The 26,603-nt window shown below is 36.8% G+C and carries 27 protein-coding genes and 1 tRNA gene; 15 read left to right on the forward strand and 13 right to left on the reverse strand.

Annotation, left to right across the window (positions count from 1 at the left end; all coding sequences use genetic code 11):
* Positions 1-76 precede the first annotated feature (76 nt).
* The 4 genes from BMX11_RS02080 to BMX11_RS02095 are packed head-to-tail and all read left to right on the forward strand — an operon-like array spanning position 77 to position 2,736.
* Positions 77-808, forward strand: coding sequence for a class I SAM-dependent methyltransferase (locus BMX11_RS02080; RefSeq protein ID WP_090880663.1), 732 nt, complete (start codon positions 77-79; stop codon positions 806-808).
* Entirely contained in the window at positions 805-1,368 is a 564-nt protein-coding gene (locus BMX11_RS02085; protein ID WP_090880666.1) for a phosphatase PAP2 family protein, read from the forward strand. The genes BMX11_RS02080 and BMX11_RS02085 overlap by 4 nt, the downstream gene beginning before the upstream one ends.
* On the forward strand, positions 1,368-2,090 hold the full coding sequence (locus BMX11_RS02090) for a ZIP family metal transporter (protein WP_090880669.1): 723 nt from the start codon (positions 1,368-1,370) through the stop codon (positions 2,088-2,090). Before BMX11_RS02085 ends, BMX11_RS02090 begins: the two co-directional genes overlap by 1 nt.
* Positions 2,091-2,115: 25 nt before the next feature.
* On the forward strand, positions 2,116-2,736 hold the full coding sequence (locus BMX11_RS02095) for a Uma2 family endonuclease (protein WP_175474447.1): 621 nt from the start codon (positions 2,116-2,118) through the stop codon (positions 2,734-2,736).
* A gap of 12 nt (positions 2,737-2,748) precedes the next feature.
* On the opposite strand, the gene BMX11_RS24205 is transcribed toward BMX11_RS02095, so the two are convergent.
* The 4 genes from BMX11_RS24205 to BMX11_RS02110 form a co-directional block, all read right to left on the reverse strand.
* Positions 2,749-2,892, reverse strand: a complete 144-nt coding sequence (locus tag BMX11_RS24205) for a C1orf53 family protein (protein ID WP_175474448.1) — start codon at positions 2,890-2,892, stop codon at positions 2,749-2,751.
* Positions 2,893-3,009: 117 nt separating this feature from the next.
* Positions 3,010-3,951 carry an exonuclease gene (locus tag BMX11_RS02100; protein ID WP_090880676.1) on the reverse strand — a complete coding sequence of 314 codons (942 nt, stop codon included), beginning with the start codon at positions 3,949-3,951 and terminating at the stop codon, positions 3,010-3,012.
* A 26-nt stretch (positions 3,952-3,977) separates the two neighbouring features.
* Positions 3,978-4,580 carry a dephospho-CoA kinase gene (gene coaE, locus BMX11_RS02105; RefSeq protein WP_175474449.1) on the reverse strand — a complete coding sequence of 201 codons (603 nt, stop codon included), beginning with the start codon at positions 4,578-4,580 and terminating at the stop codon, positions 3,978-3,980.
* Entirely contained in the window at positions 4,580-5,527 is a 948-nt protein-coding gene (locus BMX11_RS02110; protein ID WP_090880682.1) for a CdaR family protein, read from the reverse strand. Before BMX11_RS02110 ends, coaE begins: the two co-directional genes overlap by 1 nt.
* Before the next feature lie 161 nt (positions 5,528-5,688).
* On the opposite strand from BMX11_RS02110, the gene BMX11_RS02115 reads away from it, so the two are divergent.
* The gene (locus BMX11_RS02115; protein ID WP_090880685.1) at positions 5,689-6,639 is read left to right on the forward strand and encodes an energy transducer TonB; all 951 of its coding nucleotides are present in this window, start codon (positions 5,689-5,691) and stop codon (positions 6,637-6,639) included.
* A 54-nt stretch (positions 6,640-6,693) separates the two neighbouring features.
* On the opposite strand, the gene yajC is transcribed toward BMX11_RS02115, so the two are convergent.
* From yajC to BMX11_RS02135, 4 genes are read right to left on the reverse strand one after another with little or no spacing between them, the layout of a single operon-like run.
* Complete coding sequence (gene yajC, locus BMX11_RS02120; protein ID WP_090880688.1) at positions 6,694-7,005, reverse strand: preprotein translocase subunit YajC; 312 nt, start codon at positions 7,003-7,005, stop codon at positions 6,694-6,696.
* 23 nt (positions 7,006-7,028) lie between these two features.
* Positions 7,029-7,469: a DUF1573 domain-containing protein gene (locus BMX11_RS02125; RefSeq protein WP_090880690.1), complete on the reverse strand. Its 441-nt coding sequence runs from the start codon at positions 7,467-7,469 to the stop codon at positions 7,029-7,031.
* A 42-nt stretch (positions 7,470-7,511) separates the two neighbouring features.
* A complete protein-coding gene (nusB, locus tag BMX11_RS02130) occupies positions 7,512-8,462 on the reverse strand; it encodes a transcription antitermination factor NusB (RefSeq protein WP_090880693.1) in 951 nt (316 codons plus the stop codon).
* 46 nt (positions 8,463-8,508) lie between these two features.
* A complete protein-coding gene (locus BMX11_RS02135; RefSeq protein WP_090880696.1) occupies positions 8,509-9,597 on the reverse strand; it encodes a Glu/Leu/Phe/Val family dehydrogenase in 1,089 nt (362 codons plus the stop codon).
* Positions 9,598-9,728: 131 nt separating this feature from the next.
* Between BMX11_RS02135 and BMX11_RS02140 the strand changes: the two genes are divergently transcribed.
* Both BMX11_RS02140 and BMX11_RS02145 read left to right on the forward strand, forming a co-directional pair.
* Positions 9,729-11,519, forward strand: coding sequence for an ABC transporter ATP-binding protein (locus tag BMX11_RS02140; protein ID WP_090880699.1), 1,791 nt, complete (start codon positions 9,729-9,731; stop codon positions 11,517-11,519).
* Between the two features lie 79 nt (positions 11,520-11,598).
* On the forward strand, positions 11,599-11,922 hold the full coding sequence (locus tag BMX11_RS02145; RefSeq protein WP_090880702.1) for a DUF3276 family protein: 324 nt from the start codon (positions 11,599-11,601) through the stop codon (positions 11,920-11,922).
* A 79-nt stretch (positions 11,923-12,001) separates the two neighbouring features.
* On the opposite strand, the gene BMX11_RS02150 is transcribed toward BMX11_RS02145, so the two are convergent.
* Entirely contained in the window at positions 12,002-12,460 is a 459-nt protein-coding gene (locus BMX11_RS02150) for a hypothetical protein (protein ID WP_090880705.1), read from the reverse strand.
* Positions 12,461-12,715: 255 nt separating this feature from the next.
* On the opposite strand from BMX11_RS02150, the gene ychF reads away from it, so the two are divergent.
* From ychF to BMX11_RS02165, 3 genes are all read left to right on the forward strand, one after another.
* Positions 12,716-13,816, forward strand: a complete 1,101-nt coding sequence (ychF, locus tag BMX11_RS02155; protein ID WP_090880707.1) for a redox-regulated ATPase YchF — start codon at positions 12,716-12,718, stop codon at positions 13,814-13,816.
* 193 nt (positions 13,817-14,009) lie between these two features.
* The gene (locus BMX11_RS02160; protein ID WP_090880710.1) at positions 14,010-14,501 is read left to right on the forward strand and encodes a GNAT family N-acetyltransferase; all 492 of its coding nucleotides are present in this window, start codon (positions 14,010-14,012) and stop codon (positions 14,499-14,501) included.
* 4 nt (positions 14,502-14,505) lie between these two features.
* Positions 14,506-14,991 (forward strand): MarR family winged helix-turn-helix transcriptional regulator, encoded by a 486-nt coding sequence (locus BMX11_RS02165; protein ID WP_090880713.1) that lies wholly within the window; start codon positions 14,506-14,508, stop codon positions 14,989-14,991.
* Here BMX11_RS02165 and BMX11_RS02170 read toward each other — a convergent pair.
* The gene (locus BMX11_RS02170; protein ID WP_090880715.1) at positions 14,988-15,602 is read right to left on the reverse strand and encodes an HAD hydrolase-like protein; all 615 of its coding nucleotides are present in this window, start codon (positions 15,600-15,602) and stop codon (positions 14,988-14,990) included. The genes BMX11_RS02165 and BMX11_RS02170 overlap by 4 nt on opposite strands.
* Before the next feature lie 10 nt (positions 15,603-15,612).
* Positions 15,613-16,986 (reverse strand): magnesium transporter, encoded by a 1,374-nt coding sequence (gene mgtE / locus BMX11_RS02175; RefSeq protein WP_090880717.1) that lies wholly within the window; start codon positions 16,984-16,986, stop codon positions 15,613-15,615.
* A 585-nt stretch (positions 16,987-17,571) separates the two neighbouring features.
* Between mgtE and BMX11_RS02180 the strand changes: the two genes are divergently transcribed.
* Positions 17,572-18,264: a DUF4397 domain-containing protein gene (locus BMX11_RS02180; RefSeq protein ID WP_139180111.1), complete on the forward strand. Its 693-nt coding sequence runs from the start codon at positions 17,572-17,574 to the stop codon at positions 18,262-18,264.
* Between the two features lie 232 nt (positions 18,265-18,496).
* Here the strand turns inward: BMX11_RS02180 and BMX11_RS02185 are convergent, their stop codons facing one another.
* On the reverse strand, positions 18,497-20,320 hold the full coding sequence (locus tag BMX11_RS02185; RefSeq protein ID WP_090880723.1) for a M60 family metallopeptidase: 1,824 nt from the start codon (positions 20,318-20,320) through the stop codon (positions 18,497-18,499).
* 394 nt (positions 20,321-20,714) lie between these two features.
* A tRNA-Arg gene (locus tag BMX11_RS02190) sits at positions 20,715-20,789 on the reverse strand.
* Positions 20,790-21,025: 236 nt separating this feature from the next.
* Between BMX11_RS02190 and BMX11_RS02195 the strand changes: the two genes are divergently transcribed.
* The 4 genes from BMX11_RS02195 to BMX11_RS02210 are packed head-to-tail and all read left to right on the forward strand — an operon-like array spanning position 21,026 to position 26,395.
* Entirely contained in the window at positions 21,026-22,471 is a 1,446-nt protein-coding gene (locus BMX11_RS02195) for a fibronectin type III domain-containing protein (protein ID WP_090880726.1), read from the forward strand.
* Positions 22,458-24,041, forward strand: coding sequence for a hypothetical protein (locus BMX11_RS02200; protein ID WP_090880729.1), 1,584 nt, complete (start codon positions 22,458-22,460; stop codon positions 24,039-24,041). The genes BMX11_RS02195 and BMX11_RS02200 overlap by 14 nt, the downstream gene beginning before the upstream one ends.
* Positions 23,995-24,423: a hypothetical protein gene (locus BMX11_RS02205; protein WP_139180112.1), complete on the forward strand. Its 429-nt coding sequence runs from the start codon at positions 23,995-23,997 to the stop codon at positions 24,421-24,423. Before BMX11_RS02200 ends, BMX11_RS02205 begins: the two co-directional genes overlap by 47 nt.
* Positions 24,424-24,430: 7 nt before the next feature.
* Complete coding sequence (locus tag BMX11_RS02210) at positions 24,431-26,395, forward strand: leucine-rich repeat domain-containing protein (RefSeq protein ID WP_090880735.1); 1,965 nt, start codon at positions 24,431-24,433, stop codon at positions 26,393-26,395.
* Positions 26,396-26,603 lie beyond the last annotated feature (208 nt).

Here is a 26,603-nt window from a genome sequence, read left to right on the forward strand (position 1 = left end):
ATTGCATAAAACTCAATATAGACTTTTGATGAAGCTTGAAAACCCTATATTTGCAACTTAAATAAAACAGCTAAATATGCAGCGCAAATGGTTTCAATATTGGTTTAATTCGCCATATTATCACATCCTCTATCAACAAAGAAACGATGCTGAAGCCGAATTTTTTATTGATAACTTAACTGCATATCTTAAACCTTCTTCTGATGCTAAAATGCTGGATATTGCCTGTGGCAAGGGAAGACATTCTATTTACCTCAACAAGAAGGGCTTTGATGTTACCGGAATAGATTTGTCTGAGCAAAGCATTAAGTATGCTAAACAATTTGAAAATGATAAGCTACATTTCCTTGTGCACGACATGCGCAGGCTTTTTTACATTAATTATTTCGATGTTGCCTTAAACTTATTTACCAGTTTTGGCTATTTTGAAACAGAGAAAGATCATGTTAATGCTTTAAAAACCTTTAGAAAGTGCTTAACTGCTAAGGGTATTCTGGTTATTGATTACTTCAATACCGAAAAAATAATCAGAAACCTGAATTCTTGCGAAACTAAATCACTGGATGGAATTACTTTCAACATCACTAAAAATGTTGTCGATGGAAAAATCATCAAGAAAATCAATTTCGAAGACAAGCAAAAGGTTTACAACTTTGAAGAACGAGTTCAGGCTTTCAGTTTGGAAGATTTTCAACAGATGATTACCAAGGCAGGAATGGTGATCCATCAATCGTTTGGCAGCTATTCTTTGGAAGATTTTGACCAAAACAATTCAGATCGATTAATTTTAATCTGCAAAAAGGCATGATAGAGCAGGTATTGCAATTTGATACAGAGCTATTTCTTAAAATCCACCTCGGACTTTCCAATGGTTTTTTCGACTGGCTGATGCCATTAATGAGAAACCGTTTTTTTTGGTCGCCCTTATATCTTTTTATCATTATTTTCTGTATTAAACAATACAAAAAGCAAGGATATTATATCATCGGCATGATTCTTTTCACCTTTGCCATGGGTGATTTAATTGCTTCGAGGCTAATTAAACCTTTTATTGCCCGGGTAAGGCCATGTAATGATATTGATTTGCAAAATTATATTATCCACCGAGTGCCATGCGGGAGTGGCTTAAGTTTTCCATCTGCCCATGCAACAAATCACTTTGCTATCGCCGTATTTTTAATCTGTGTATTTTACAGCAGATGGAAACCAATTTTACCCATAGGCTTGTTCTGGGCCACTATTATTAGCTTTGCCCAAGTTTATGTTGGTGTTCATTATCCCATAGATGTTACCGTAGGCGCATTATTAGGTACTACAATCGGCCTGCTTTGTGCTAAATTATTTAAAACCTTACAACCTGATTTTTAATGGAAGCCTGGAAATTTTGTGTTCTTTTTTTCTGTGCTTTTTTAGGAGGCTCAACTATCTTCCTGGTGAAGAGTGATAAATCTAAACTGCTAAAATTAATTTTATCCTTCAGTGGGGCTTATCTCTTTGCTATAACGGTTTTGCACCTTATTCCTGATGCTTACAGCGGCCCGGATAGTAAAGAAATAGGCATTTTTATCCTTATTGGTTTTTTGCTTCAGGTATTTCTGGAACAATTTTCTGAAGGCGTTGAGCACGGACACATCCATAAACATCACGATGGACATGTTTTTCCCTTCGGAATCATGATTAGTTTGTGTTTACATGCCTTTTTAGAAGGAATGCCTTTGGCTAAAGACCAACATAACGAGCTTATTTTCGGAATTTCCCTCCATCATATACCAGCAGCATTTGCCCTCGCCAGCATTTTAATGCAAAATCATTTTAAAAAGGGGAGCATTATTTTATACCTGGTTATTTTCGCCTTAATGGCACCATTTGGCTATTATGTGAGCCTGGGTTTAAGCAATGGCTCTATTGGCGGCGTTGAAGCTTATTTCAATAAAATTATGGGTATTGTAATTGGTATTTTCCTTCACATTTCTACTACCATACTCTTCGAATCGAGCGCTGATCATAAAATTAATACCCGTAAAATGATTGCTGTTTTGTTGGGGATTAGTGTTGCTTTAATTGGTTTCTTTTTGGGGCATAATCACTAATATTGTTTCAAAGCACCCAATATCTTTGTATATTAGATGCACGGAAGATATTGTAAATGAACCTACTGCAGGGTACAACAAACATTATTTTAGCGCTGAGGAATATTTAGAGCAAGAACGTACAAGCACCGAAAAACACGAATATTTTGATGGGGAAATCTTTGCCATGTCTGGAGCGGGTCTTGCTCACAATAAAATATTTAGCAACTTATTCATAGAGTTAGGAATCAAACTAAAAGGAAGCAAATGCACGCCTTATGGTAGTGATATGCGGATGCACATTCCAGAGAACACACTCTTCACCTATCCGGATATTTCTATTTACTGTAACGGAAACTCTACCAGTAATATCGATAAAGAAAGCCTTATTTTGCCCAGTGTTGTCATTGAAATACTGTCACCTTCTACAAAAGCATACCATAGAGGTAACAAGTTTAAACTCTATAGGGATATCCCTTCACTAAAAGCATACCTATTGATCGATTCACAAACTGTTTCAATAGAGGCTTTTCACATTAACGAAAATCAGAACTGGGAGCTGAAAGAATATAAAACGATGAACGATCAGCTTAAACTTGTTTCATTGGGTTTTGATGTTCCTGTGGCTGAAATTTATCGGAATGTTTCTTTGATTATAGAAAAATAACTTCGTCATTGCCTATTTTTTGTCTTTTTTCTTCCCAAACCCCCAAGGGCAATGCTTGCACTTATTTTTGCAACAGTAACCTCTTTTCAAATGATAGGCCTCAGTAAAAACCATCAGCCCCTGCTCGTTAAAATAAAAATCTTCGCCTTCTTTCATGGGTTAATTTTCAATGACTGAATGAGTGAATTAGAGAATTAGTGAATGATTGGATTATTGAATAGGGGGCCTAAACCCCTCTTGCTACTTGGCTCTCGATACTTGCGGCTCTTTATCCTAATTCAAAATCTTCACGGCCAATTTACCATCAAAGTATTCCTTTAATTGTTTTCCGTCGCCATGAAGTGTCCAAACTTGTTGTGGCTTCACCTTTTCGATCGTTTCCAGAATGGCATTCCAATCGGCATGGTCTGAAATGTACAGGGAAATTCCATTTTGTTGTTGTAATTTTTTCCATCCGGAGGCAAACACCCGCACTACATTGATGGCTTTGTGGTAACTATGAAAAACCATTGGTGGTACGATATAAACCTGAGATTCCGGATTGTTTTTCATCACTTTCCGATCATACATCTTATAATTACCCAATTTCACGCCATAATCTTCATAGATTTTAACAAAGGGCATAATACTGTGATGCACCATTACGTTCTTTCCGGGGCAATATTGATGCATTAGCTGAATTAACCGCTGACTTTTACCTAAAGCATAAGCACCTAACATAATATTGCTTTTTGTGCCATTTAGTTTTTCAATCTCTTCTATGGATGAAGGATGAATAGTTTCCGGATTGGCAAATGTACTTTCTGTTATCAACACATCTGCCTTTACAAATTCAAACGGCTCACAGCTAGCATCAGGTTCTATTTTATAATCTCCCGTATAAAGGTATTTTACGCCTTCGTATTCCATAAAAACCTGTGCAGAGCCCAGTATATGTCCGGCAGAATAGAAACTGATGAAAACCTCTCCTATTTTAAACTGCTCATGGTATGCTTTAATATGGAAATCTACTGCTGCAAACTTACGGTACCGATGCTTCATAAAGCTTTCGGTTGGTGCCGTACAATAAACGTTTTGGCTTCCGCCAATGGCATGGTCGCCATGAGCATGAGAAACCACAGCTTCTTTTACGGGTTGTTGCGGGTCGAGATAAAAATCTCCATATCTACAATACAATCCCGTTGGAGTAATGACAATAAAATCTTCTTTAATCATTTATGATTTATTACGATAGGCTGGAATTAATATCTTACAGCCTTTTCTAAAAATTGTTTGTGGAGGCCTAGTACTTGCTCAATTAAGGAATTTTTCTCATCATTAATGATCAAGTAATCTGCAAGTCGCATTTTTTCCTCATCAGGTAATTGCTTATCCATCCGGGCTTTTACCTGCTCTTCAGAAATACCATCACGCTGTATCACTCTGGCTATTTTAACTTCGGGTGGTGCCGTTACCAGGATATTGATATCGCACATTTTATAAGATCCACTTTCAAAAAGTAGTGCGGCTTCTTTAAGGGTGTATGATGTGTTGGAAGGAATCTGTTTCTCCCAGTTATCAAAGCCTCTAAAAACTGCCGGATGTACCAAAGCATTTAACTTTTTTAGTTCCGCTTCATTATTAAAAACAATACCCGCAAGGTGTTTATTATTAAGAGTTCCATCACTGAAATAGCTTTCTTCTCCGAAAGTTTCCTTTATTCCCGCAATAAGCACTTCATCTTTAATCATGATGTTTTTAGCTTCGGGATCGGCATAGAAAACAGGAATGCCTAACACTTCAAATATCTTACAAACAGTAGTTTTACCACTTCCTATCCCACCTGTTATGCCTACTTTCAACATTATTTTACTATTACAAAATCTACTTTTGACGGACTAATACTTATTAATTTACAATAATCAGGAAAGGCCGTGATTTTCACTTTAAACTGACTATGATGCAAATCTAACCATTCTTCGGCATTTACAGTGGCCTGGATAAAACTATCATCCACCTGATTAAAATTGCTCAAAGCGACCAAAAAGGTTACTTTAATCTTTTTAGGATAAAGCTTAATGCTGTTATAGTTTCGGTTGTTAATAATTTTTAAAGGAACCTCAACCGTCTTTTCTGTAAATTCATCAACAGGAAGCTTTACCTCTACCGAAGACGGAAAGATACTCACATTTTTATGGGTACTGTGCTGCATGGCAATTCTGGCCGTACTGCTACTTTGAACATTTTCCAGCTTTAAAGTGTCCGTTCCCCAGAAACTAATTTTATCCAACTCTTCAATTGGACCAGTAACAGTTACGTATTTTGGATTGAGTTTTACCTCGTTTGAAATGTTATACTGCTTAACAAAGCTGATCTCTTTTACCAATTTTATAGGAACCTTTTTAACTGTTCTCTTGGTAAAATCAAAGTACAAGGTATCAGGCTTAACCGATATCACCTTTTGCGAGCTTTCCAGTTGCTTATTTACATTGTATAACTGATCAGAAAAAACCACAAAATCTTTTGAGTTTAAGGAATTAAGGCTAACAGCAATAGATTGGGGATTTATTCTCAGCCTGGCAAAAAGCAGTTGCCAGCCCGTACCTTCCACCTGCAAATCTACTGTATCCGATTGCAAAGGATGGAAAGCTCTTTTTTGAGGGAAATTCTTGTAGATGAGTACTGTTTTCGCAGTGTAAACATATTTGTTATTTAATGCCATGAAGAGCCATGCTGCAACAGCCAGAAATAAACAGGCGATTAAGCTCAATACACGTCTCTGCTCTATTTTGGTTAACTTAATAAATGGCATAAATCATATTATGTTTCTCTAATGGTTAAATCTTCACTGAAACAACAATTTAGCCAAATGTACCAAAACTTAACTACTCGCTCAAATAAGATATACCTTTATAATTTATTAATAAATGCTTTTGTGTAAATAATTATATTGCGTATCAAATAACTATAGAAATGTATAAAAAAGTTTTAACGCTCTGTTTACTCCTTTTCTCCATTAACTCATTTGCCCAAAAAAGACAAAATATTTACTACTTTAAAAACGGGATGCTCACTTCAAATAAAGAAACGGCTGACTACAGAAGAGTAGTTCAGGAACCGGATTCAGGCTCCAGTTTATTTCCTGTTTTCGAATTCTACAGTGATAATACAGACAAAACAATCGGATTAGTTTCCAAATATGAACCGAACTTAGTGTTTGAGGGCCTGGTAAAACGCTTTAACAAAAAGGGGATTTTAACTGAAGAACTGAACTATAAAAATGGTAAGTTAAGTGGTAAAGCCATTTATTATTACGACAATGGTAAAGTAAAAAGGGAGTTAGACTATAACGAGAACGTTAAGGTTACCGGAGTAAGCGATCATGTTTTTAGTCGCCTGATCAATGAATACGATTCTTTAGGAAATCAAAACATTAAGGATGGAAATGGAAGTTATATTTGCTCAGGCAAGGAACTTACTGAACAGGGAAATTACAAAAATGGCTACAAGGATGGGGTGTGGAAAGGATTGGTTAATGGAAACGCCTTTGAAGAAAACTATCAGGATGGGAGGCTAATTGCTGGAACTGCACACACTAAAGAAGGTAAAACTATTGAATATACTGTTGCAGAAGAATATCCAAACTATCCTGGTGGCATTGGAGACTTTTATAAATATTTAGGGAGAAATTATCGTTTTCCATCTGAAGCTCAAAAAAATGGTGTTCGTGGCAGGCTTTATATCTCCTTTGTGGTAGAGAAAGATGGTAAGCTTACTGATTACTCCTTTAAAAACGATTTGGGTTACGGTACAAGAGAGGAAGCCATTCGGGTTCTAGATCGCTCGCCTAAATGGAATCCCGGTAAACAGCATGGTATACCTGTTCGGGTAAAATACAACATCAATATTAATCTGGCGTATTAACAACAAAAGCCAATCAAATTGACTGGCCTTTGTTTGTTTCTTATTGAATGAAGACTATGCTTTTGGAGCACTAGCCTTAGTTGCATCAAGTGAGATGGCAGATTTTTCGAAACGGATTTTAGTACCGCCTTCTACTTCAATTAAGAAAGTAGTATCGTTCATATCAATAATACGACCGTGAATACCAGCAGTTGTAATTACTTTATCACCTTTTTTCAACTCTTCTACCAATTTTTTATGGTCTTTTGCTTTTTTTAGTTGTGGTCTTACCATGAAAAAGTAAAATACTAATCCGATAGCTGCCATTACGAACAATTGCTTGTAATCGAATCCACCTGCTGCTTGCAAAATTACTGTTAATGTCATTTCTTATTTATTTGTGTTAGTTATTATTTCTTTTCTAATACTTCGCCTACCAAGTGTACGGTTGTTACTTTTTCACTGGCATTCGATGTTACTGTTATTACTTTATCCTGCATCCCCATCTTACCCTCGCTATTAAATATCACCTTAATTACCCCCTCTTTACCAGGTAAAATAGGCTCGCCTGGAACCTGAGGCACAGTACAACCACAAGTAGCCGTAGCATTACTTATAATGAGTGGACTTCTACCTGTATTCTTTAGTTTAAACTCATGCTGAACACTTTCTCCTTGTACGATTTTACCGAAATCGAAGATATCTCTTTCGAAAACAATTACAGGGGCATCTGCTGCAGGTACAGCTGCATTTTTAGAAGTATCGTTTGTGGTACTGGCCGATGAAGTATTTGCATTACGACAAGCAGCAAAAGAACAAACAGTTAAAGCAAGTATGAATATCTTTTTCATTGGGTAACATATTAGTGGTTAGGACGGTAATCCTATTACCAATTACTCTTCAATTAATCCGCGGCCAATCTTTTTAATGGTATTTGATTTTTTAAGATCGCCTAAAATTTTGTCCAAAATACCGTTAATAAATGAATTACTTTTCGGAGTACTGTAATCTTTTGATAACTCTAGATACTCATTGATAGTAACTTTAACTGGAATTGAAGGAAAGTTTAAAAGCTCACAGATGGCCATTTTCATCAAAATAGTATCCATTAGGGCAATACGCTCAGATTCCCAGTTTTTTGTTCTATCAGCAATCATATCCTGATATTTTGCATTGTTTTGCAAAGTATGAACGAATAAATCCTGAACGAATTTGCTATCCTCTACCCAATCGGCACTGATTTCTGTTAATTTATTTTTGAATGGATCGTCGTAAACAAAGTTTTTTAGTGTTTTGGCCACCATCCCCTTCATTACTTCATGATCTACCTGCCAGTTAATAAACTTCTCTTCAAAAACCTGGATAATAGCCTGATTTTTAAGAATAATCTTCCTGAAAATGTATTTGATGATATCTTTAGATGATTCTAAGGTTTCATTTGGATCTGCAAGATATTCTGCATACTCTTTTGAGGCTTTTAAAGAGTTGAAAACTGTTTTACGGATTTCCGGATCAAAGCCCCAATCTACTTTATACTTCTTAATTGCAGAAATATACTCTGGATTTTGCTGAAGCAGTACACTGAATTTATTGTGCAGTAACTTCATGTTCGGGTTAATGTCTTCGGCTGTTTTGATGTATTTGTTGGCCCGTTCAGCAGCGTCATTAGCTGTAAACTCGGTTACTTCCACCATAAGAGAAAGCATCCAGATATACATTTCATAAACGCTATCGATGCTTTGCATTAAAGTTTTAAGATCTCCTTTAATGTCTTTCTTGTCTGCCATGTGCCAAGCAAAAATATTTTGCAAAGCTTTAATTCTTAAGTGCCTTCTATTTAACATGAATGTAAGAACGATGTGGTTTTTTAAACCGATTGATAATTATTGATTAATATGATGATTTAATTTTTTTAACATCAGCAATACGCTTTTCGGCGATGCGATTTGCAGCGATATTGGTTGATATTTTTTCTGATTTACTTAATTTGATTACGTTACGGGTAGCGTCGTAGATATTTTCGGTAAGCTGAACAGTGCGTTTTTTACCAAAACCAGTAAGTTCGGAATAGCAAGATATCAATCCACCAGCATTGATTAAGTAATCTGGTGCAAATAAAATACCCTTCTGAAGTAATAGTTCACTATCTAAAACCTCATCTTTAAGCTGATTATTGGCAGAGCCTGCAATAATTGCAAACTTCATACGCTCAATAGTTTTACTATTTACGGTTGCTCCCATGGCACATGGTGCATAGACATCGGCATCTATACCAAAAATTTTATCTGCTTCTATTGGCTTTGCTTTATATTTACGGGCTACATATGTTAATTGTTCCTGGTTGATATCGCTAATTAGCACTTCAGCATTTTCCTTTCTCAGTAAGGCCACTAAGTGCTCGCCAACGTTTCCAATTCCCTGAACTACAACTGTTCTTCCCGCAAGCATATCCGTACCAAAAACCTCTTTAACACTGGCCTTGATACCCAAATAAACACCTTGAGCAGTAAACGGGGCAGGATTTCCGGCACCCCCTATAGATTCGGGCACCCCCGTAACATAACTGGTTTCCATACGGATATATTCCATATCACGTGTGTTGGTTCCCATTTCCTCGGCGGTGATAAACTCTCCGTTTAGGTTTTTTATAAACCTGCCGTAGCTACGCATAAGGGTTTCAGTCTTATCTTTTCGAGAATCTCCAATGATTACCCCTTTTCCACCGCCAAGATTTAATCCGGTGATGGCAGATTTATAAGTCATTCCCCGTGATAAACGAAGGGCATCTTCCAAAGCTTCACCTTCAGTGGCATAACTCCACATGCGGGTTCCACCCAAAGCAGGCCCTAAAGTGGTATCATGAATGGCGATGATTGCTTTTAAACCTGTGTCAGCATCATTACAGAAAACTAGTTTTTTGTGCCCATAAGCACTAAGTTGCTCTAAAATGGATGTATCTAAAGAAGAATTTGCTGGCATAATGTACGTACGGCTAAACCTGCTGCAAAATTAAAATAAAAAACCATTATTACACGTTTTTAACGAAACTATAACAAATTTACTTCAGCTTTAATTAAAATTCCTATCATAAATATCTAAGTTTGCCCTGCATGAAACATCTAAGGCATTTAAACAAATACTTCTATAAATATAAGTGGTGGATTATTCCGGGTATTTTCTTCGTTGTTATTTCTAACATTTTTGGGGTAGTTCCGGCACAGGTTATTGGTTATGCCTTCGATATCATTACAGAGAACATCCAGATCTACAGAATGTTTAATGGCTTTGATCGCCAACAAGTTATCTACGATATCTTTAGCAACTGTCTTTTGTATTTTGGTTTCCTGGTTATCGCCTTGTACTTACTGCGTGGATTGTTTTTATTCTTCATGCGTCAAACCATCATCCTCATGTCGAGGCACATAGAATTTGACATGAAGAACGACATTTACCAGCATTACCAAGACTTAAGTTTAGGTTTTTATCGCAAAAACAATACTGGCGATTTAATGAACAGGGCAACTGAAGATGTCAATAGAGTGCGGATGTATGTTGGTCCGGCCATTATGTATACGGCCAACACCTTCGTGCTTTCTGTTTTAATCATCTGGTCTATGTTTGATGTAAACACCAAGCTGGCATTATACTGTCTTCTCCCCTTACCTATTCTCGTAGTTATTATATATTATGTAAATACGCTCATTTTTAAGAAGAGTGGAAAAATTCAGGAGCGCCTTTCTGAGTTGTCGAGTTTTGTGCAGGAAAGATTTTCCGGAATCAGGATTATTAAATCTTATGTACGGGAAGATTACACCAGAGATCAGTTCGCTATACAAAGTAACGCTTATAAAAAAGATTCGATGAGTTTGGTAAAAGTATCGGCACTTTTTTACCCTACCATGCTTCTTTTAATTGGTTTGAGTACAATTCTCACTATTTATGTTGGTGGTATCCAGGTTATTAATGGCAGCATTACTGCGGGCAATATTGCTGAATTTATCATTTATATCAACCAATTAACCTTCCCTGTTACCATGTTGGGATGGGTAACTTCATTAATACAAAGAGCTGCTGCCTCACAAAAAAGGATCAATGAATTTTTAGACATCCCTTCAGATATTCAATCGAAAACTACAGATGAAAAAGTGTTGGAAGGGAATATCAGTTTTAATGATGTTAGTTTTACCTACCCCGATACAGGCATACAAGCCTTGAAAAATATTAATTTTGAGATTAAAAGCGGCGAGTTTGTAGCGATTATAGGCAAAACGGGTTCGGGAAAATCTACTCTGGCCAATTTAATTATGCGAATGTATGATGTTGAGCAGGGTGAAATAAAAATTGATCAGGCTCCGTTAAAATCGCTTCACTTAAAAAACTATCGCAGTCAAATTGGCTTTGTACCTCAGGAAGTTTTCCTTTTCTCAGATACTATTAAAAATAATATAGCCTTTGGGCTCGATCAAACAACAGATGAAGAAGTACATCAGGCAGCCAAAAATGCGTCGGTTTATAATAACATTATTGAATTTGATGAGCAGTTTGAAACCATGCTTGGTGAACGTGGTATAACGCTATCTGGCGGGCAAAAACAGCGTGTATCTATTGCGAGGGCATTGATTAAATCGCCAAAGATTTTAATATTCGACGACTGTCTTTCGGCTGTTGACACTAAAACGGAGGAAGAGATTTTACAAAATCTGAGCAAAATCATGAACGGGAAGACCAGTATTTTAATTGCGCATCGAATTTCTACGATTAAAAATGCAGACAAGATTTTAGTGCTTGATGATGGCAAAATCATTGAACAGGGCACACACAGCGAGCTACTTAGCTTAAATGGCACTTATACTACCCTTTATAACAACCAACTTTTGGAAGAAGAAAGCAGAACTATTTAAATTGTATTAAAATTGTATTTTGAACTTTAAATATTTGCTTTATATTTACCGAAACCAAAAACCACAATCAATACCAACCATGGGAGAATTCGACAACAAGGAAAGAGAAGAAGTTTTTTCAAAGAAAGTAAGAGCAGGTAAGAGAACTTATTTCTTCGATGTGAAGGCTACTCGCTCGGGTGATTATTATTTAACTGTAACCGAGAGCAAGAAAAGATTAGAAGACGGCGTGTTTGTAAAGCATAAAATCTTTTTATACAAAGAAGATTTCGAAAAATTTGCAGAAGGACTTAACGAAACTGTTGATTACATCAAATCTCACCAGGATGTTGTAGAAAAACGTTACGAATATTCAGAAAATGGTGAGCATGTTACAAAATCATCTGACGATTTTTCTTTTTAAATTATATAATTCATAAAAAAAGCCTTTGTTCATCACAAAGGCTTTTTTTATGAATCGGTTAGAATAGCCGATTGGCTAATTATCTCACCATGCTTGCGGCAAAAATCATCACAAATGATAAGTAACCCACAATCATCACTATGGTTGCTATGCCCCAAAATTTAAATAAAGACTTTAAATTTTGCATGGCCTCATTTAAACTTCCCTGCTCGCCATATAAAATACCGTGGCTTCCCTTATTGGAAAAGCGAAACAGTAATAGGCTAGGATAAAAATATAAAAGGGCTAATATGAGATAGAAAACAGTTATCCCAATGGCACCAATGCCAGCCAGTGGCCCTAATTGAGCTAACATAGCAGGATTAGCGGTTATTGCAGCCCCTATTCCGAAAGACCCAATAATTAAAAATGCAGATACAATGAATCCAATAATGGCCAATAACCTGGTCCACTTTGTTGTTTCATAAATATAACTGCGCATTTCTTCTGTTACCACCAATTTGACCTCTTGCACCTGTTGTTCTTCAAATTCTTCCATGTTTAATACGCTAAATTTTGGTTAAACTTAGATAAAATATACCTCTGCTGCAAGCGGATGAGTTTAAATAAAGATTTTAAAAGCTTATCTTTGCCCGATTTTTAAGTGGAAAGTGGAAAGTGGAAAGTGGAAAGTGGAAAGTGGAAAGTGGAAAGTGGAAAGACTAAAGCTAAAAGGCAAAAGCTGATGAGGGTGGACGTGCGGTAGAGGAAAAACGAGCAAAGAATTAAAAAATAGACAAAGAATTATATATAGATGGCATTACAATGTGGTATTGTTGGCTTACCTAATGTTGGTAAATCGACGCTTTTTAACTGTTTATCAAACGCAAAGGCTCAGGCAGCTAACTTTCCGTTTTGTACAATAGAACCTAACGTAGGTGTAATTACTGTACCTGATGACAGATTGACTAAACTAGCTGAATTGGTGAAACCAAACAAGGTACAGCCAAACACTATTGAGATTGTAGATATTGCAGGTTTAGTGAAAGGGGCATCGAAAGGTGAAGGTTTGGGTAATCAGTTTTTAGGAAACATTCGTGCTACTAACGCCATTATTCACGTGCTACGCTGCTTTGATGACGGAAATGTAATCCACGTTGATGGTTCTGTAGATCCGATTCGCGACCGTGAGATTATTGATACTGAATTGCAGTTGAAAGATTTAGATACTGTTGATAAACGTATTCAAAAAGTAGAAAAAATGGCTAAAACCGGAGGTGATAAAGACGCAAAACGTACTTTTGAAATCCTTTCTGTTGTAAAGCCACATTTAGAAAGCGGTAAATCTGTAAGAACAGCTCCTCTTTCTGATGAGGATTTCGAATTCATCGTTGATTTGGGTTTGCTCACTCAAAAACCTGTGATGTATGTTTGTAATGTAGATGAGGCTTCTGTTGTTACAGGCAATAAATATGTAGATTTGGTTAAGGCTAGCGTAGCGGATGAAAAAGCTGAAGTTTTAGTTATCTCTGCGAAGATTGAGTCGGAAATTGCTGAACTGGAAAGCTATGAAGAACGTCAGGAATTTTTAGCTGATTTAGGCTTAGATGAATCGGGGGTTAATAAACTTATCCGTGCGGCGTATAAATTATTGAACTTATATACTTATTTCACTGCTGGTGTGCAAGAAGTTAGAGCATGGACCATTACTAAGGGCTTCACTGCTCCTCAGGCGGCAGGTGTAATCCATACCGATTTTGAAAAGGGTTTCATCCGAGCAGAAGTAATTAAATACAATGATTTCGTAACATTAGGCTCAGAAAATGCTTGTAAAGATGCTGGAAAACTGGGCGTAGAGGGAAAAACATACGTAGTGGAAGATGGAGACATCATGCACTTCAGATTTAACGTTTAATTAAATCTAACGATTAACAAAGCCGCTTCCTCAAAAAAGCGGCTTTGTTATTTAAGGTATGAAGCGGTGGATTCAACATGGTCCGTGAGTCACGAACCATGGGTCCTCTGTCGTAAAAAAGTCAATTCAATGATTTGTATTGTTTTTATGTAGCTAACTACGTAGTTTTGTTTTGTATTAAATTTTCATTTATATGACTTTGCAAATTAATCCGATCGGGAATGAGCGTGCCATGGAGGTTATAGATATCATTCTACCTATACAGCAAAAAGAATTTAATGTTCCCGTTACTTTAAATGACCAGCCGGATTTATTGAATATTAAGGAAAACTATTACGAGGGTGGTGGTTCTTTTTGGGGTGCTGAGCTTAATGGCGAGCTGGTAGGTACGATAGCGCTAATCAAGTTTGATACACATGAAGCTGCTATTAGAAAAATGTTCGTTAAAAAAGAATTTAGAGGTAAAGAATTCGGTATTGCCCAAAAGCTTTTAAACACCTTAATGGCATACTGCGAGGAGCATAAAATCTGGAATCTCTATTTAGGCACTGTTCCAATCTTACAGGCTGCCATCAGATTTTATGAGCGAAATGGCTTTACTGCTATTGAAAAGAAAGACCTTCCTGCTAAATTCCCATTAATGAGTGTGGATACTGAATTTTTCACTTTAACATTGATCAGGTAAGCTAATGAATATTATTGAAGAATCAGGCATTTTAGCCCTATCTACTCGTTTACAGCGATTGAGTGAGCAACTTAGAAAAGATGGCGCAATGCTTTACCAGGTTTTTGATATTGATTTTGAACCCAAATGGTTTCCTGTTATTTATACTTTGCACCATAAACCGCTTCTGAGCGTGGTGGAAATTGCATCCGAAATTGGTTATACTCATCCATCTACCATCAGCTTGTTGAAAGAACTGGAGCAGAAACAGCTTATCCAATCGCAGAAGGACAAAGTAGATGAACGAAAACGACTTTTAGCGCTTACAGCTCAAGGAACAGCCTTAATTGTTAAGATGAAGCCCGTTTGGGGGCTTATGATCCAGATATTAACAGAAATTGTGAGCAATGAGCATAACCTTTTTACCGCTATTAACCAAGCGGAAGAAAAGCTGAGACATCAGGGCTTCTTACAACGTGCTTTACAACTCAAAAGCGAGCAAGGTTTTTAAATTGATAAACCGAAAGCAGCTAGCTGAGCTTTAGTATCTTCATAATCTACATGATGGATGCCTGTTAAGCCTAAACTTTCGGCAATTTGTACAAAAAGCATCCTATCGTCTATATATAAACTGGTAGCTAGGTCACTTTGTGAAATATCTATGGCTACCTTAAAAATATCTGCATCCGGTTTACGGAAATGTACAAAGCTTGATGAGATGAAGAAATCGATAAAATCATTTAGCTTGAAGGTGTTGATCCGGTATTGATTAAGCTCCCGACCTTCATTGCTAATTACAGCCACTTTAAGGTTATATTTTTTCTTCAGTTCACAAATCAGTTGAATCATTTCGGGATAGGCCTGTGATTTACTAAACATAAATGCCTTGAAATCCTCATAGCTGAAGGAACGTTCTTCAAAGAAGACAATTCTCTCTAAATACTCGTCCAATGTTAATTTGCCCACCTCGTAAGTATCAAATGTTAAGTGGTGGCGTTCTTCTAAATCTACCGAATCGAGGTTAAACAATACCGCAGCTTCTCCCCGGGCCTTTCTATCCCATCCATTGGTTAATAATACTCCTCCGATGTCGGTAAAGAGTGTTGTAATTTTCTTTTCCATTGCTAAAATTTTAAAGTAGAACGCCTTTCAAAAACATCATGGCGACTGAGAAATAAATAACTAAACCGGTTACATCTACAAGCGTTGCCACAAACGGCGCTGAAGAAGATGCAGGGTCGGCACCAAGGCGCTTTAATAAAATAGGCAGCATTGAGCCAGCCAGGGAGCCCCAAAGCACAATGCCTACGAGCGCTACGCCAACAGTACAGCCAATTAAAAACCAATGTGGCCCATACATGTCGGAAAATAAGGTCCATGCGTAAATACGGAAAAAACCTATAGAACCTAGCGCCAGGCCTAGCAAGAGTCCTGAGATCAATTCACGGCGCATTACCTTCCACCAATCTGAAAGGGTAATTTCCCCTAAAGCCATCGCCTGAATAATTAATGTTGAAGCTTGCGAGCCACTATTACCCCCACTGGAAATAATTAATGGAACAAACAGAGCTAAAATCACTGCTTTCTCTATTTCGCCTTCAAAATAGCCCATGGCTGTTGCGGTAAACATTTCACCAAAGAAGAGAATGATTAGCCAACCTACACGTTTCTTTACCAACTTTAAGATCGGCATATCCAGATAGGGCTCATCAAGGGCCTCAGTACCCCCAATCTTATGCATATCTTCGGTATATTCTTCATTAGCGATCCAAAGGATATCATCTACGGTTACAATACCGAGCAGAATATTATTTTCATCTACCACGGGCAAAGCCACGCGGTTATTCATTCTGAAAATATTAATGGCATCTTCCTGTGGGTCGTTAGCCTTGAGAGAGATAAAGCGTTTATCGGTTAGCTCCCCTATTTTAGATTCGGGATCGGCCAATAAAATTTCACGGATTCGAATATCATCCAATAAAACTCCTTCCTTATCTATCACATAGACTACATCGATGGTCTCAGAGTTTTTGCCGTATCTTCTAATGTGCGCTAACACCCTGGACACAGTCCACTCGGGCTTTACGGCCACATAATCTGGGGTCATTAAACGGCCAACGCTATCTTCTTTATAACCCAGTAAGGCAAGCGATTCAGTACGTTCTTCAGCAGGCAGCAGGGTAATCATTTTCTTTACCACATCGCCTTTTAATTCACTAAATAAAGCGGTACGATCATCAGGAGGTAAATCCTTAATAATCTGATTTAATTTGTTGCCTGAAAGTTTTTTAATAATTCTCTCCTGTGTAGGGAAATCGAGAATACGAAACACATTAACTGCCCGATTGAGCGAAATGGTTTCTATAAATTTGGCAGCGTATTGAGGCAATTCATCGATAAGTTCTTCTACATCTGAAATATTCAGTTGATCGAGATACTTTTTCAATGCTTTATCATTCTCTTTTTCAAGCAGTTCCTGAATCTCTTCTACAACCAATTCTTCCATAACAAAAAACTATAATGATTACATGCCTAAACCTTTATTTCTCGGTTCGCAAAGGTGCGTTTTTATTTTCAAAAATGCCAATCATTGGGTAGCAATAGTGTATTAGTCATTGGTTCATTAGTGATTGGTTCACTAGTCATTAGTTCATTAGCCAGTGGCTCATTTGTCATTGGTTCATTGGGCAGGGCTTCTATTTGGTCGAATCACAGTCCTTCTCCCCGCCTAATTTAGAGGGGCTGGAGGGTGATTGTTAGCATTGCTTATTTTCTCTGCTATAGCTTGATAGTGTTGTGGGTTATGTGTTGAGAGTTTCGGGTCAATATGCCTAATCCCCTCAGTTGTTGTAAGCTAGCCTTACTCTGTGTGCTTCGTTTTTATCTCGGTGTTCTTCGTGGTTAAAGGCGTTATGGGTTACGAGTTCACTATCACTAATCCGTCATTCTCGCGCAGGCGCATCTTTAAAGGTATGGTTCTTTAGTGCGATTGGGAATTGGTTCATTAGTGAATATAGGAAGTGATTTTTATTGATGCTGTAGCGTAGTGCAGGAAGTTTTCGTTTTAGGGGTTAAACATGATCCTTATTTTATGATGAGAAAAACTATCCCCTTCGTTAAAAGCCTTACAGCCATGCTTTTAATTACTACAGCATTGCTTTCCTGCAAAAAAGAGGAAGAAGAAATTCAACAGGTTCCGGCCAGAAGCACTGCTTCGGTTTCCTTTAACAATGGTTTGCTGGCATTCAATAAACTTGATTTTTATGTAAATGGCACAAAAAAAGCCAGTTTAACCGATGCCTTACACAGCGGCTACAATGAGGTTCAACCTGGAAAAATGGAAATTAAAGTGGTGAACCCAATTTCCGGGGCTACCATTGGCACGGGTTCTTTCGAGTTTTTAGCCAGAGACTATTCTGTATTTCTCTGTGGAAGTACAGCAGAACCCATCTTATTATTTTCTGAAGATAACCTGAACAGCCCCGCTACTGACAATGCAAAAATCCGCTTTGTAAATCTTAGTCCGGGATTAAAAAACCTCAGCTTAAATGAAAGAGGTAAACCTGCTTTATTTAACAACCGTCCATACAAAACATCTACAAGCTTTGAAAACCTACTGGCTGTTAGTGAGATCAGTTTTGATCTTAAGGAAACAGGGAGCGAGGCTACTGTTGCAACATTGGAAAAAGTTAAAATTGAGAAAGACAAGATCTATACGATTATTGCTACCGGTGAGCGCGCAGAAAATTTTAACATCAAGCTATCGTTAATAGTAAATAAATAAAGGAAGGTGGAATTTTTCTGATTTCACAGAACCATTAGTCTCCTGAGAAAGAAATTGAATTCCTAAACCGGCTAAAACAAACACTGCGCAATCGTTTGATAAACAAGCAATAACTTAAATCAGAAACAACAATATTTTTCAACTCTGGTAAAGCCGGTGAAGCGAAGTGAGCTTCCATCATGAATACTAAACAAAAAGAGGGGCTCATATCTCCCCTCTTTTTGTTATCTGATTAGTTGTATAAACCGAGTTCTGCTAAAGAAGCAAATTGCAAGCCATCTTGTGCTGAATTAGCGATTACTTTCAAATACCTTAATGTTTTGGTACTACCGAAAGCAAAGTGCTGTACCCCGGCAGCATTTTGAGCTACATAATTGTTTACTGCGGTGAAATTCACATTATCGGTACTCGTTAAAACCTGAAAGTCTTTAATCGCTCTGCTTAATCCGCTTCTTTGAACTAAACTTAAACCCTTGGCTGATTTTGATGAGCCGAGGTCGATTACAATCTGATGCGGATAACTGGTTGCGGTGGTGGTCCATCTTGAATGCCAATAGGTACTTTCACTTCCATCGATTAATCTAACCGCCCTACCATTTGTTGCCCCCTCGCCACTGGTTTCCTCAGAGCTAAAGGAATTGATACTCCATCCGGTTTTACTTAGCTCTGCTATTGGGGTAACATTATCCTGTAAAGTTGAGGGATCTGTGGTTGGTGCCGATAAACCTAAGGCGGCCATATCCGAATATATTTGAGCGGTAGCCGCAGCAGTTGATAAATTCAATCCCCATTTTTGGAAGAAATTGCTCAAATTTTTGCCCGATATATTGCAAGCCTTAAGCATGAACCAGCGCATTTTGGCATCGTCGTTTGCAAATGTTGGATTTTCAACACGCATATCTTTGGCTAGGGTGCGATAAAAGTTATCTCCATAAGCCAGGGTTAGTTGCTGAAACATACATAGCCTTACAAAAAGATCAGTTAAAGGATTAGCATAACTTGTTGATCCATTATAATCTTTAGTTCCGGCAGTTTTTCCTAAATAGGTAAAAGCTTTAGTCCACACACCATCGTTTACCAGCCTGTTAATTGATGGCGTAAGTGTACGTTGCACATGCAAACTGTAAAGATTTACGGTAACCTCACCTAATGTTCCCCATCTCCACATCATTTGGTGCTGGTGTCCTAGTTCATGCCACAATCCCCATCCATTGGTGCCTACACCGCCTAAAGTTAAAATGGCATTTACGTCGGAAGTGATATAAGCCGTACGGTAATCGTAAGCGAAAAAATAATAAGCGGGATCTTCATGCTGGGCTAAAAGATAAGTATGTACATTTTTCGCATGTACGGGTAATGAATTATCTAAACCATTTAAATCATCCTCCAGCGCAATAACCTGTGTGATTTTGTTTAAAATGGCGCTCTGATCCTCCGTTTGGTATTGTATTGCTTTTGTACGTGATACAACAATAAAACAATTAGAGCCTTCTAAAACCACATCTGGAGTAGTGTAAGTCTGCAATTGATTAATCCAGTCTGAGTTGGTGGTTACACCAAGCTTGAAATATGGAGCATATTGGTAGCCCGAATTAAAGGTTACTTTAGCTGTAGAGCCGTTGGTAGAATTGGTATATCTGATCCAGAGTAGTCCGCCAACAGCATTTGTAATTGTATTGGTGCCAGCGGTTAATTGAACCACTGTAGGCTGTGTATTCCAGGTACCATATCTGGAATATGTACCAATGAGTAATTTTGGTAAGCGGGTACCGGTTGTTTGCTGCACGGTGATGTTTAAGGTGTCGCCACCCGCCATATATAAACCTGTAGCGGTAAAATCGGTTAAATAGTATCCATTTTTTAAGCGATCCCTCTCATTTGATGCATTAATTTTTTCTACCACATCAAACACATTGGTTTGGGTTGCAGAAAGTGCAATTGCAGTGTTCATTTTTTTTTCAATCTTGAGCGTTTCTTCTGATAAAACGGCAGATTTTTTACAGGCAGAAAAGCCTACAATTGCCAAAGTGGTCAGGAGTACTAGTTTCTTTTTCATGTTTAGGATTAGTAAATTATTTGGTTAAGAGATCCAAACTTCTACTTTTAGAAATTTGGAGTTATTTGCTTGGTAACCAACACTTAGCGCAACACGATTCGAAGTGTTAAAACACGACATTATTAGATTGACACAACAGGTCATCTTAATATGTAATAAAATTTAAACTACAAATTTGTAGTTTAAAATATCATTCTAATGTATTCGTATTTCTATTAAAAGAAAAATAAAAACTACGCGCAAACGTTTGTCTTATTTTTTTAAGCCATAGAGAAAGGCATTTAGCAGGGGATACCCATTACTTGTGTATTACTAACGCTATAAAAAACTTATGGGACAGAATATATGGCATAAAAAAAACGAGACAGCCAGTGATTGTACTGAATGTCTCGTTTGGTGCTCCCGACGAGATTCGAACTCATATCGATGGTACCGGAAACCATAATTCTATCCATTGAACTACGGGAGCAAGAAGCGGCAAATATAGTTATCCTATTTTAATTTTTAGGTTTTTTGATTAATCTTGTTAATTATTTCAACAAATACAAATCTACCGGTTGTATAAAACTACTTTTTGCTAAAACAAATGGTGTGAGTGGTTATCGATTGTCGCCATCGCTATTTGAGAAATGAGATTAATTTATATTTTTGCTCATCAAACCAAACATTTATAGTTAACGCTTACTTATGCTCAGTTCTTGCCGAATGCCATTCTTTTGCCTGATTGTGGCTGTTTTATTATCTGCTTGTAAAAAGGAATCTGTTTTTTCCGAGGAGGACAAATTCATTGAACATATTGAAGAATTTTCTGAGTTGAAACCAGAAGTATCTGCAGCAGGATACGAATTTATTGAGATTCAGTGGAAACCTATACAAAACACTCACTACAAACCGGTTACCTACACTATTTATCTAAATGATAAAAAAATTATTGAGTCTCTGACTGCCAATAAATACAGTTTAATTAATTTAAGTGCAGGGCAAAAATACGAGATTAAGGTTGTGGCCTCAACAACTGAAGGTAAGCAAACATCAAATGCATTATCAGCCAGCACCCTATCACCTTCCAACGCTGGTTTAAGTGTTTATCAGGAGTACCGTATCCATCAATTTTCAGTAATTGGAGGCAATACGAGTGTTCAGAAATTGCCAGACGGTGGGCATTTGTTGGTAAAGCTTCTTCAGCATGAGGGATATTTTGATGATGATCCTTTTAAAATTGTGATTTTCAGAACAGATGTTCATGGTAATATGGTGTGGTATAAATTACTTCGTCAGAAAGTTTCTAATACAACAATTGGCGGTGTTATGCCTTTAGCATTGCACAACAATGGCCAGGAAGGTTTGATGTTCTTACAAAACTATGTGATTAAATTCTCTATTGCTAACGGTGAAATTATTTTGGAAAAGGCATATGGTGATGACCTGAGCAAACCCTCTTTCCAATCAATCTATTACGCATCCAATCAGCAGGTTATTATTGGAACGCAACAAGGGTCTCTAATGGCTATTAATCCAGAAGACTTGTCTCTCCTTTGGAATAGAATGAATATCGATCGTCCTGGCGCAATCGGAGATATTAAAATCGATTCGAAACGAAATATTTATTACATTTTTAGAGATCGAAACGATAGTTATGCAAACATAAGGGTTCATAAATGCAATCCTGAAGGCGAATTCATCAAAAGTTTTCTATTTGATGGAACGCTACCTGGCGAATATAATTATGGATTCAATATGTCTGCCCTTCTTATTGACAATCAAGATAAATTATACTTATTTGGTAAAAACTATAGCTATAATTTTCTACGATTCTTCAAATTCGATACGGAAGGGAATGTAATCAAGAAAAATCAAACTTCAGATTATCTTTTAGCGGATCAGGCCTTTTTTAACACCAATGGTGATATTGTATTACTCGGACAGGTTGATGGAGGTGGATTTGCTACCTATTCAGGGCTATACGTATTTGATAAAGATATGAACATCAAATCGAAATTGTTTTACAAAGATATCCCCTATCATCGTGTAAGCGGAATCACAAGCAATATTGATGGCACATATAATCTTTTCTTAGCTTATGTTCAAACCTACACCTACTCAAACAAAAATTTTATTTTCATTAAAACTGGCTTAGATGGAAAGATATAAATGGCTTATTGTTTTGTTGCTTTTTTGTTCAGCACTCGCCTGTAAAAAACAAACTACATCAATTGAACAAAAAACCGCTGTAGAAAATTTATTCATAGAACTAATTACATCGCGGCAAATAGACATCAATTATAACCTATCCCATCTTGGATATGAATCAACAGGTATTACCTACTATAAAAAAGCTGATCCGGCGTCACAAACTACAATTCTTGCTATAAGAGAAAAGGATCGTTTGGCGCTATCACTCCAAAGTTTAACACCTAACTCTGAGTATGTTTTCAAGATTTTTTATAAAATTAATGGAAAACAAATAACCGATGTTAAGGAATATACTTTAAAAACTTTGACAGAAGAAGCAGAGAAATATGCAATGGTGATTAAAAGTCCAAGCATCAATTACGATGAAAAAGGGAACTTTACGATCGATATAGAAGGTGAAAACTTACAGAATATTAATCTATCTCAGCTTGAAATTAAGGTTAACCTGAGAACCGCAGTTTTAAATTATCCAACACAAATTTCCGGGGCTAAGTACAAACTGACGATAAAGGGCATTATTCCTGCAAACAATATGAATTATGCAGTTCAAGGCTATTACCAGGGCAAAGAAATATTTTTTCAATCAGTTCCATTCATTTACGATGGTGATCGCTATTGGATGAGTCTTCAGCTTACAAGCCTACGTGGCTATGCTCCATCAGTATTTAATAATGAACTATATTACTTTTTTAATAAACAGGTTACAAAATGGAATGATCCTGAACAAAGACTGGTAGAGCTAGAGGGTATCCCAGATGGAACTATAAATCCTGCTCTTGCGCAACCAACAGCGCTAGAATTTGATGGAAAACTCTTTTTTAGTCCATTGCCCGCTGGATATTTGCCCGATCCGGAAAAATATTCAGAATATTACAGTTATCCCCAAGGTTATGCATACCAGCCAGGAAATAGCAAATGGAGTATCTTTGCGTTTAAGGATCAACATTACCCTAACAGCAGCCGTATCATAACAAATAGTAATTATTTTGTTCACAAAGGAGAATTATATCTAACATACAGCATAGTTAATGATCGTGCACCTAGCCCCATGACTCCCAGCAAAATAGATAATTATCTATATCACTATAATAAATCTAACAACAATTTTGAGCGAAGAAACTTCTTTTCTCAAGAGATAAAAAACTATCATTTTATTTCCATCAATAATCAGTTGTATTTATTAGGGTTGGTTCCTGTTTTTGATCAGGGATTTAAAGTAAGTGCCACTTTTGCAATTTTTAGGGTTACTGATAATTTCAGCTTAGAGGAGTATTATAAGGGAGGAACTCTAGTTTCTCCAGAAAGCTTTACAGCTCGCTACATAACTATATATGACCAGAAAATTCTGATGTCCGTAGCCGAAAATGATTTTAGAATATTTGACCTAAATGAGCGAAAGCTTTATCCGGTGTATTTTAAAAATAATATTTCAAATGTACATATCGGTAACTTTTTCCTTTACAACAATAAACATCACCTCTTTGCAGATCAAAAAAATTATGAAATTTCAATCCAAAAAGGGCGTTAAGCCACTGATTTTTTTCTTGTTTTTTGCCTTCATTTTAAGTCTGAGCTCCTGTAAAAAAGATGGCAAAGAGGTTATAATTGATGCCTTTGCTCAACTTAATCCAGAAGTAAAGCATAATCAGGGCGTTTATAACATACAATTTACGCTACAGCAATATCCATATCAGGAAGTAATTGTAAGACTTGCTGAAAGTAAAACACAGTTATTCCAAAATTCAAAACTAGTAATTATACAGGCTAATCAAATGAGCCTCAACAGATACGGAGTCTTTATAAATAATTTAATTGGTAACAAAAATTATTACTACCAAATCCTGGTAAAAGATTCAGCAACCTCAAAAGAAGTATATTCCGACGTATTCTCATTTAGTACTAATCCATAGCACGCTCATGAATTATAAACACCTCCTATACTGCATATTTACATTCTTTCTCATAGCATTGAGTTCTTGCTCAAAGGACGATGATCTTTTAGTACTTCAAGATAAATATACTCCCGAAATTAAAGAAGCTGAATCAGCTATTGAAGATTTTAGTATTAACCTTAATGCTAAACCATTGCAAACAGGTGAACGGGGCGAATGGAAGGTAATTAGTGGAGCCTTTGTCGAATCCTTTGTTGTGTTTGAAAACAAAAACAACCCCTTTAGTAAATTTAAGGGTATCCCTGGCGAGTCTTATATTTTGGAATGGAAACACTGGAACAAAGACGGTGAAATTAGTTCGAATCAAACTAAAGTCAAAATTCCTGAACCAGCAATCGAAATAATAGATGAAACGCCTGTTGCCTTTGAAACCATCAGAACATTATCTGTTAATGCTAAATACAGGGGCACCTGGTCATTTTCAGCCCCTTATGGAATGCTTATGTCCAGATATCATGACGGTACTGCAGAATTGCCTGAAAAGAAACCGAGTATTGAACTACATGGATATGCAAATACCGATTACGTTGCCACCTATTCTTATACTTACGCTGGCAAAACATTCAAATATCAAAAAGCAATTAAAACAGGCAATTACACTCAGGATGAAGCCCTTTTTGAACTCCAGCTTTCACGCGGAGATGGCAGAATTGTAGAGGATAATTTGGGCAACATTTTAGAATTGTATTTACAAGCTTCCGGTATCGCATGGATATTTGCTGAACCAAAGACCTATCCCTCACTTGCCGCCTTTACAAAACTTAGAAAGCTGACTTTAGGAGGATCGAGTTTAAAGGAAATACCCGTTATATTTGGAGCACACTATCACGATCTGGAAGAGCTTAGTATGGATGGAATGGGACAAAGTAGCGTATTTCCAGAGAATTTTGGTAATCTTACTAAACTTAAAACTCTAATCTTTTCTCCAAGAAATACACTATCACCATATAATGAAATACTACTCCCTAAATCATTTGCCAATTTAAAAGCATTACAGACTTTTTCAGTGCTACATGCTGGATTTGTCAATTTTAATGGAACACTTGGGAGTCTAAAGAGCTTAAAAACTATAAAAACTACCATTAACAGCCTGACAGCTGATATTGGAGAACTAAAGGAACTTCAGCACATTGAGCTAACCTGTAGAAGTTCTGCTTTTCCTCAACAATTTAGTGAGTGTAAATCTATTAGCTTTGTTAGATTAAATTTTGATGATTCGGCTAGCGGTGATGTGATACTATCATCCCGTATTGGTGATCTAAAAAAGTTACAGACATTTGAGATAACAAGCAATAAACTCCGAGGCTTGCCAGACTCATTTTCTGGTTTATCTGCATTAAAAACATTAATTATAAATAGCACAAGTTTACAGACGATACCTGAAAATTTTGGTGATCTTCCCAACCTTGAGTCTTTAACAATTCACGGCATTTTTACAAAGCTCCCTAATAGCATTGGAAATCTGGATAAATTATCAAGTTTATTTCTTGGGGGTAAAGTTGAAACTCTTCCAGAAACTTTTGGGAACTTATCTTCTTTAAGCTATTTCAATGCTCAATACTCCACTATTCGTGCATTACCTAACAGTATTGGAAAACTGAAAAAACTCAAGGAAATCAATTTGAGCAATACTAAATTGGAAGGCTTACCAGATTCATTTGGAGAATTGGATGCACTCGAAACACTCAACTTAGCAGTTACCCAACTTAAAACTTTTCCGAAAGCAGTTATACCATTGAAACGTATAACCACAATTAACTTTAACAGTACCAATGTAGGCGATATTCCTGATGAAATAGCAAAAATGAAGATAGGTGTAATTTTTAATCTATACAGTATACCTAATCTTACTCTTGATCACTTGAAGTATATCATGAGTATTGCGAAAGGAAAAGTATATTATACCAATTTTGGTTATTTTACGTCCTGATAGCCCATTAGCTTTACTCCTATTACAAGGATATATTTTTGAAGAAACAGCATTTATATAAGGGCTAAATCCATCATACATTGAACTATTATTAAATTGGTGTTACAGTCTGCTAAAAAAAGTGCTTAATTTTGAGCATAGTTTAGTCTATCAAGGATATGAAAATATTTTAGCTATAAAAATCAAATTTCTCAGCTGGTATCATTAG

The organism is Pedobacter rhizosphaerae, from assembly GCF_900111155.1.
GTDB classification, from domain to species: domain Bacteria; phylum Bacteroidota; class Bacteroidia; order Sphingobacteriales; family Sphingobacteriaceae; genus Pedobacter; species Pedobacter rhizosphaerae.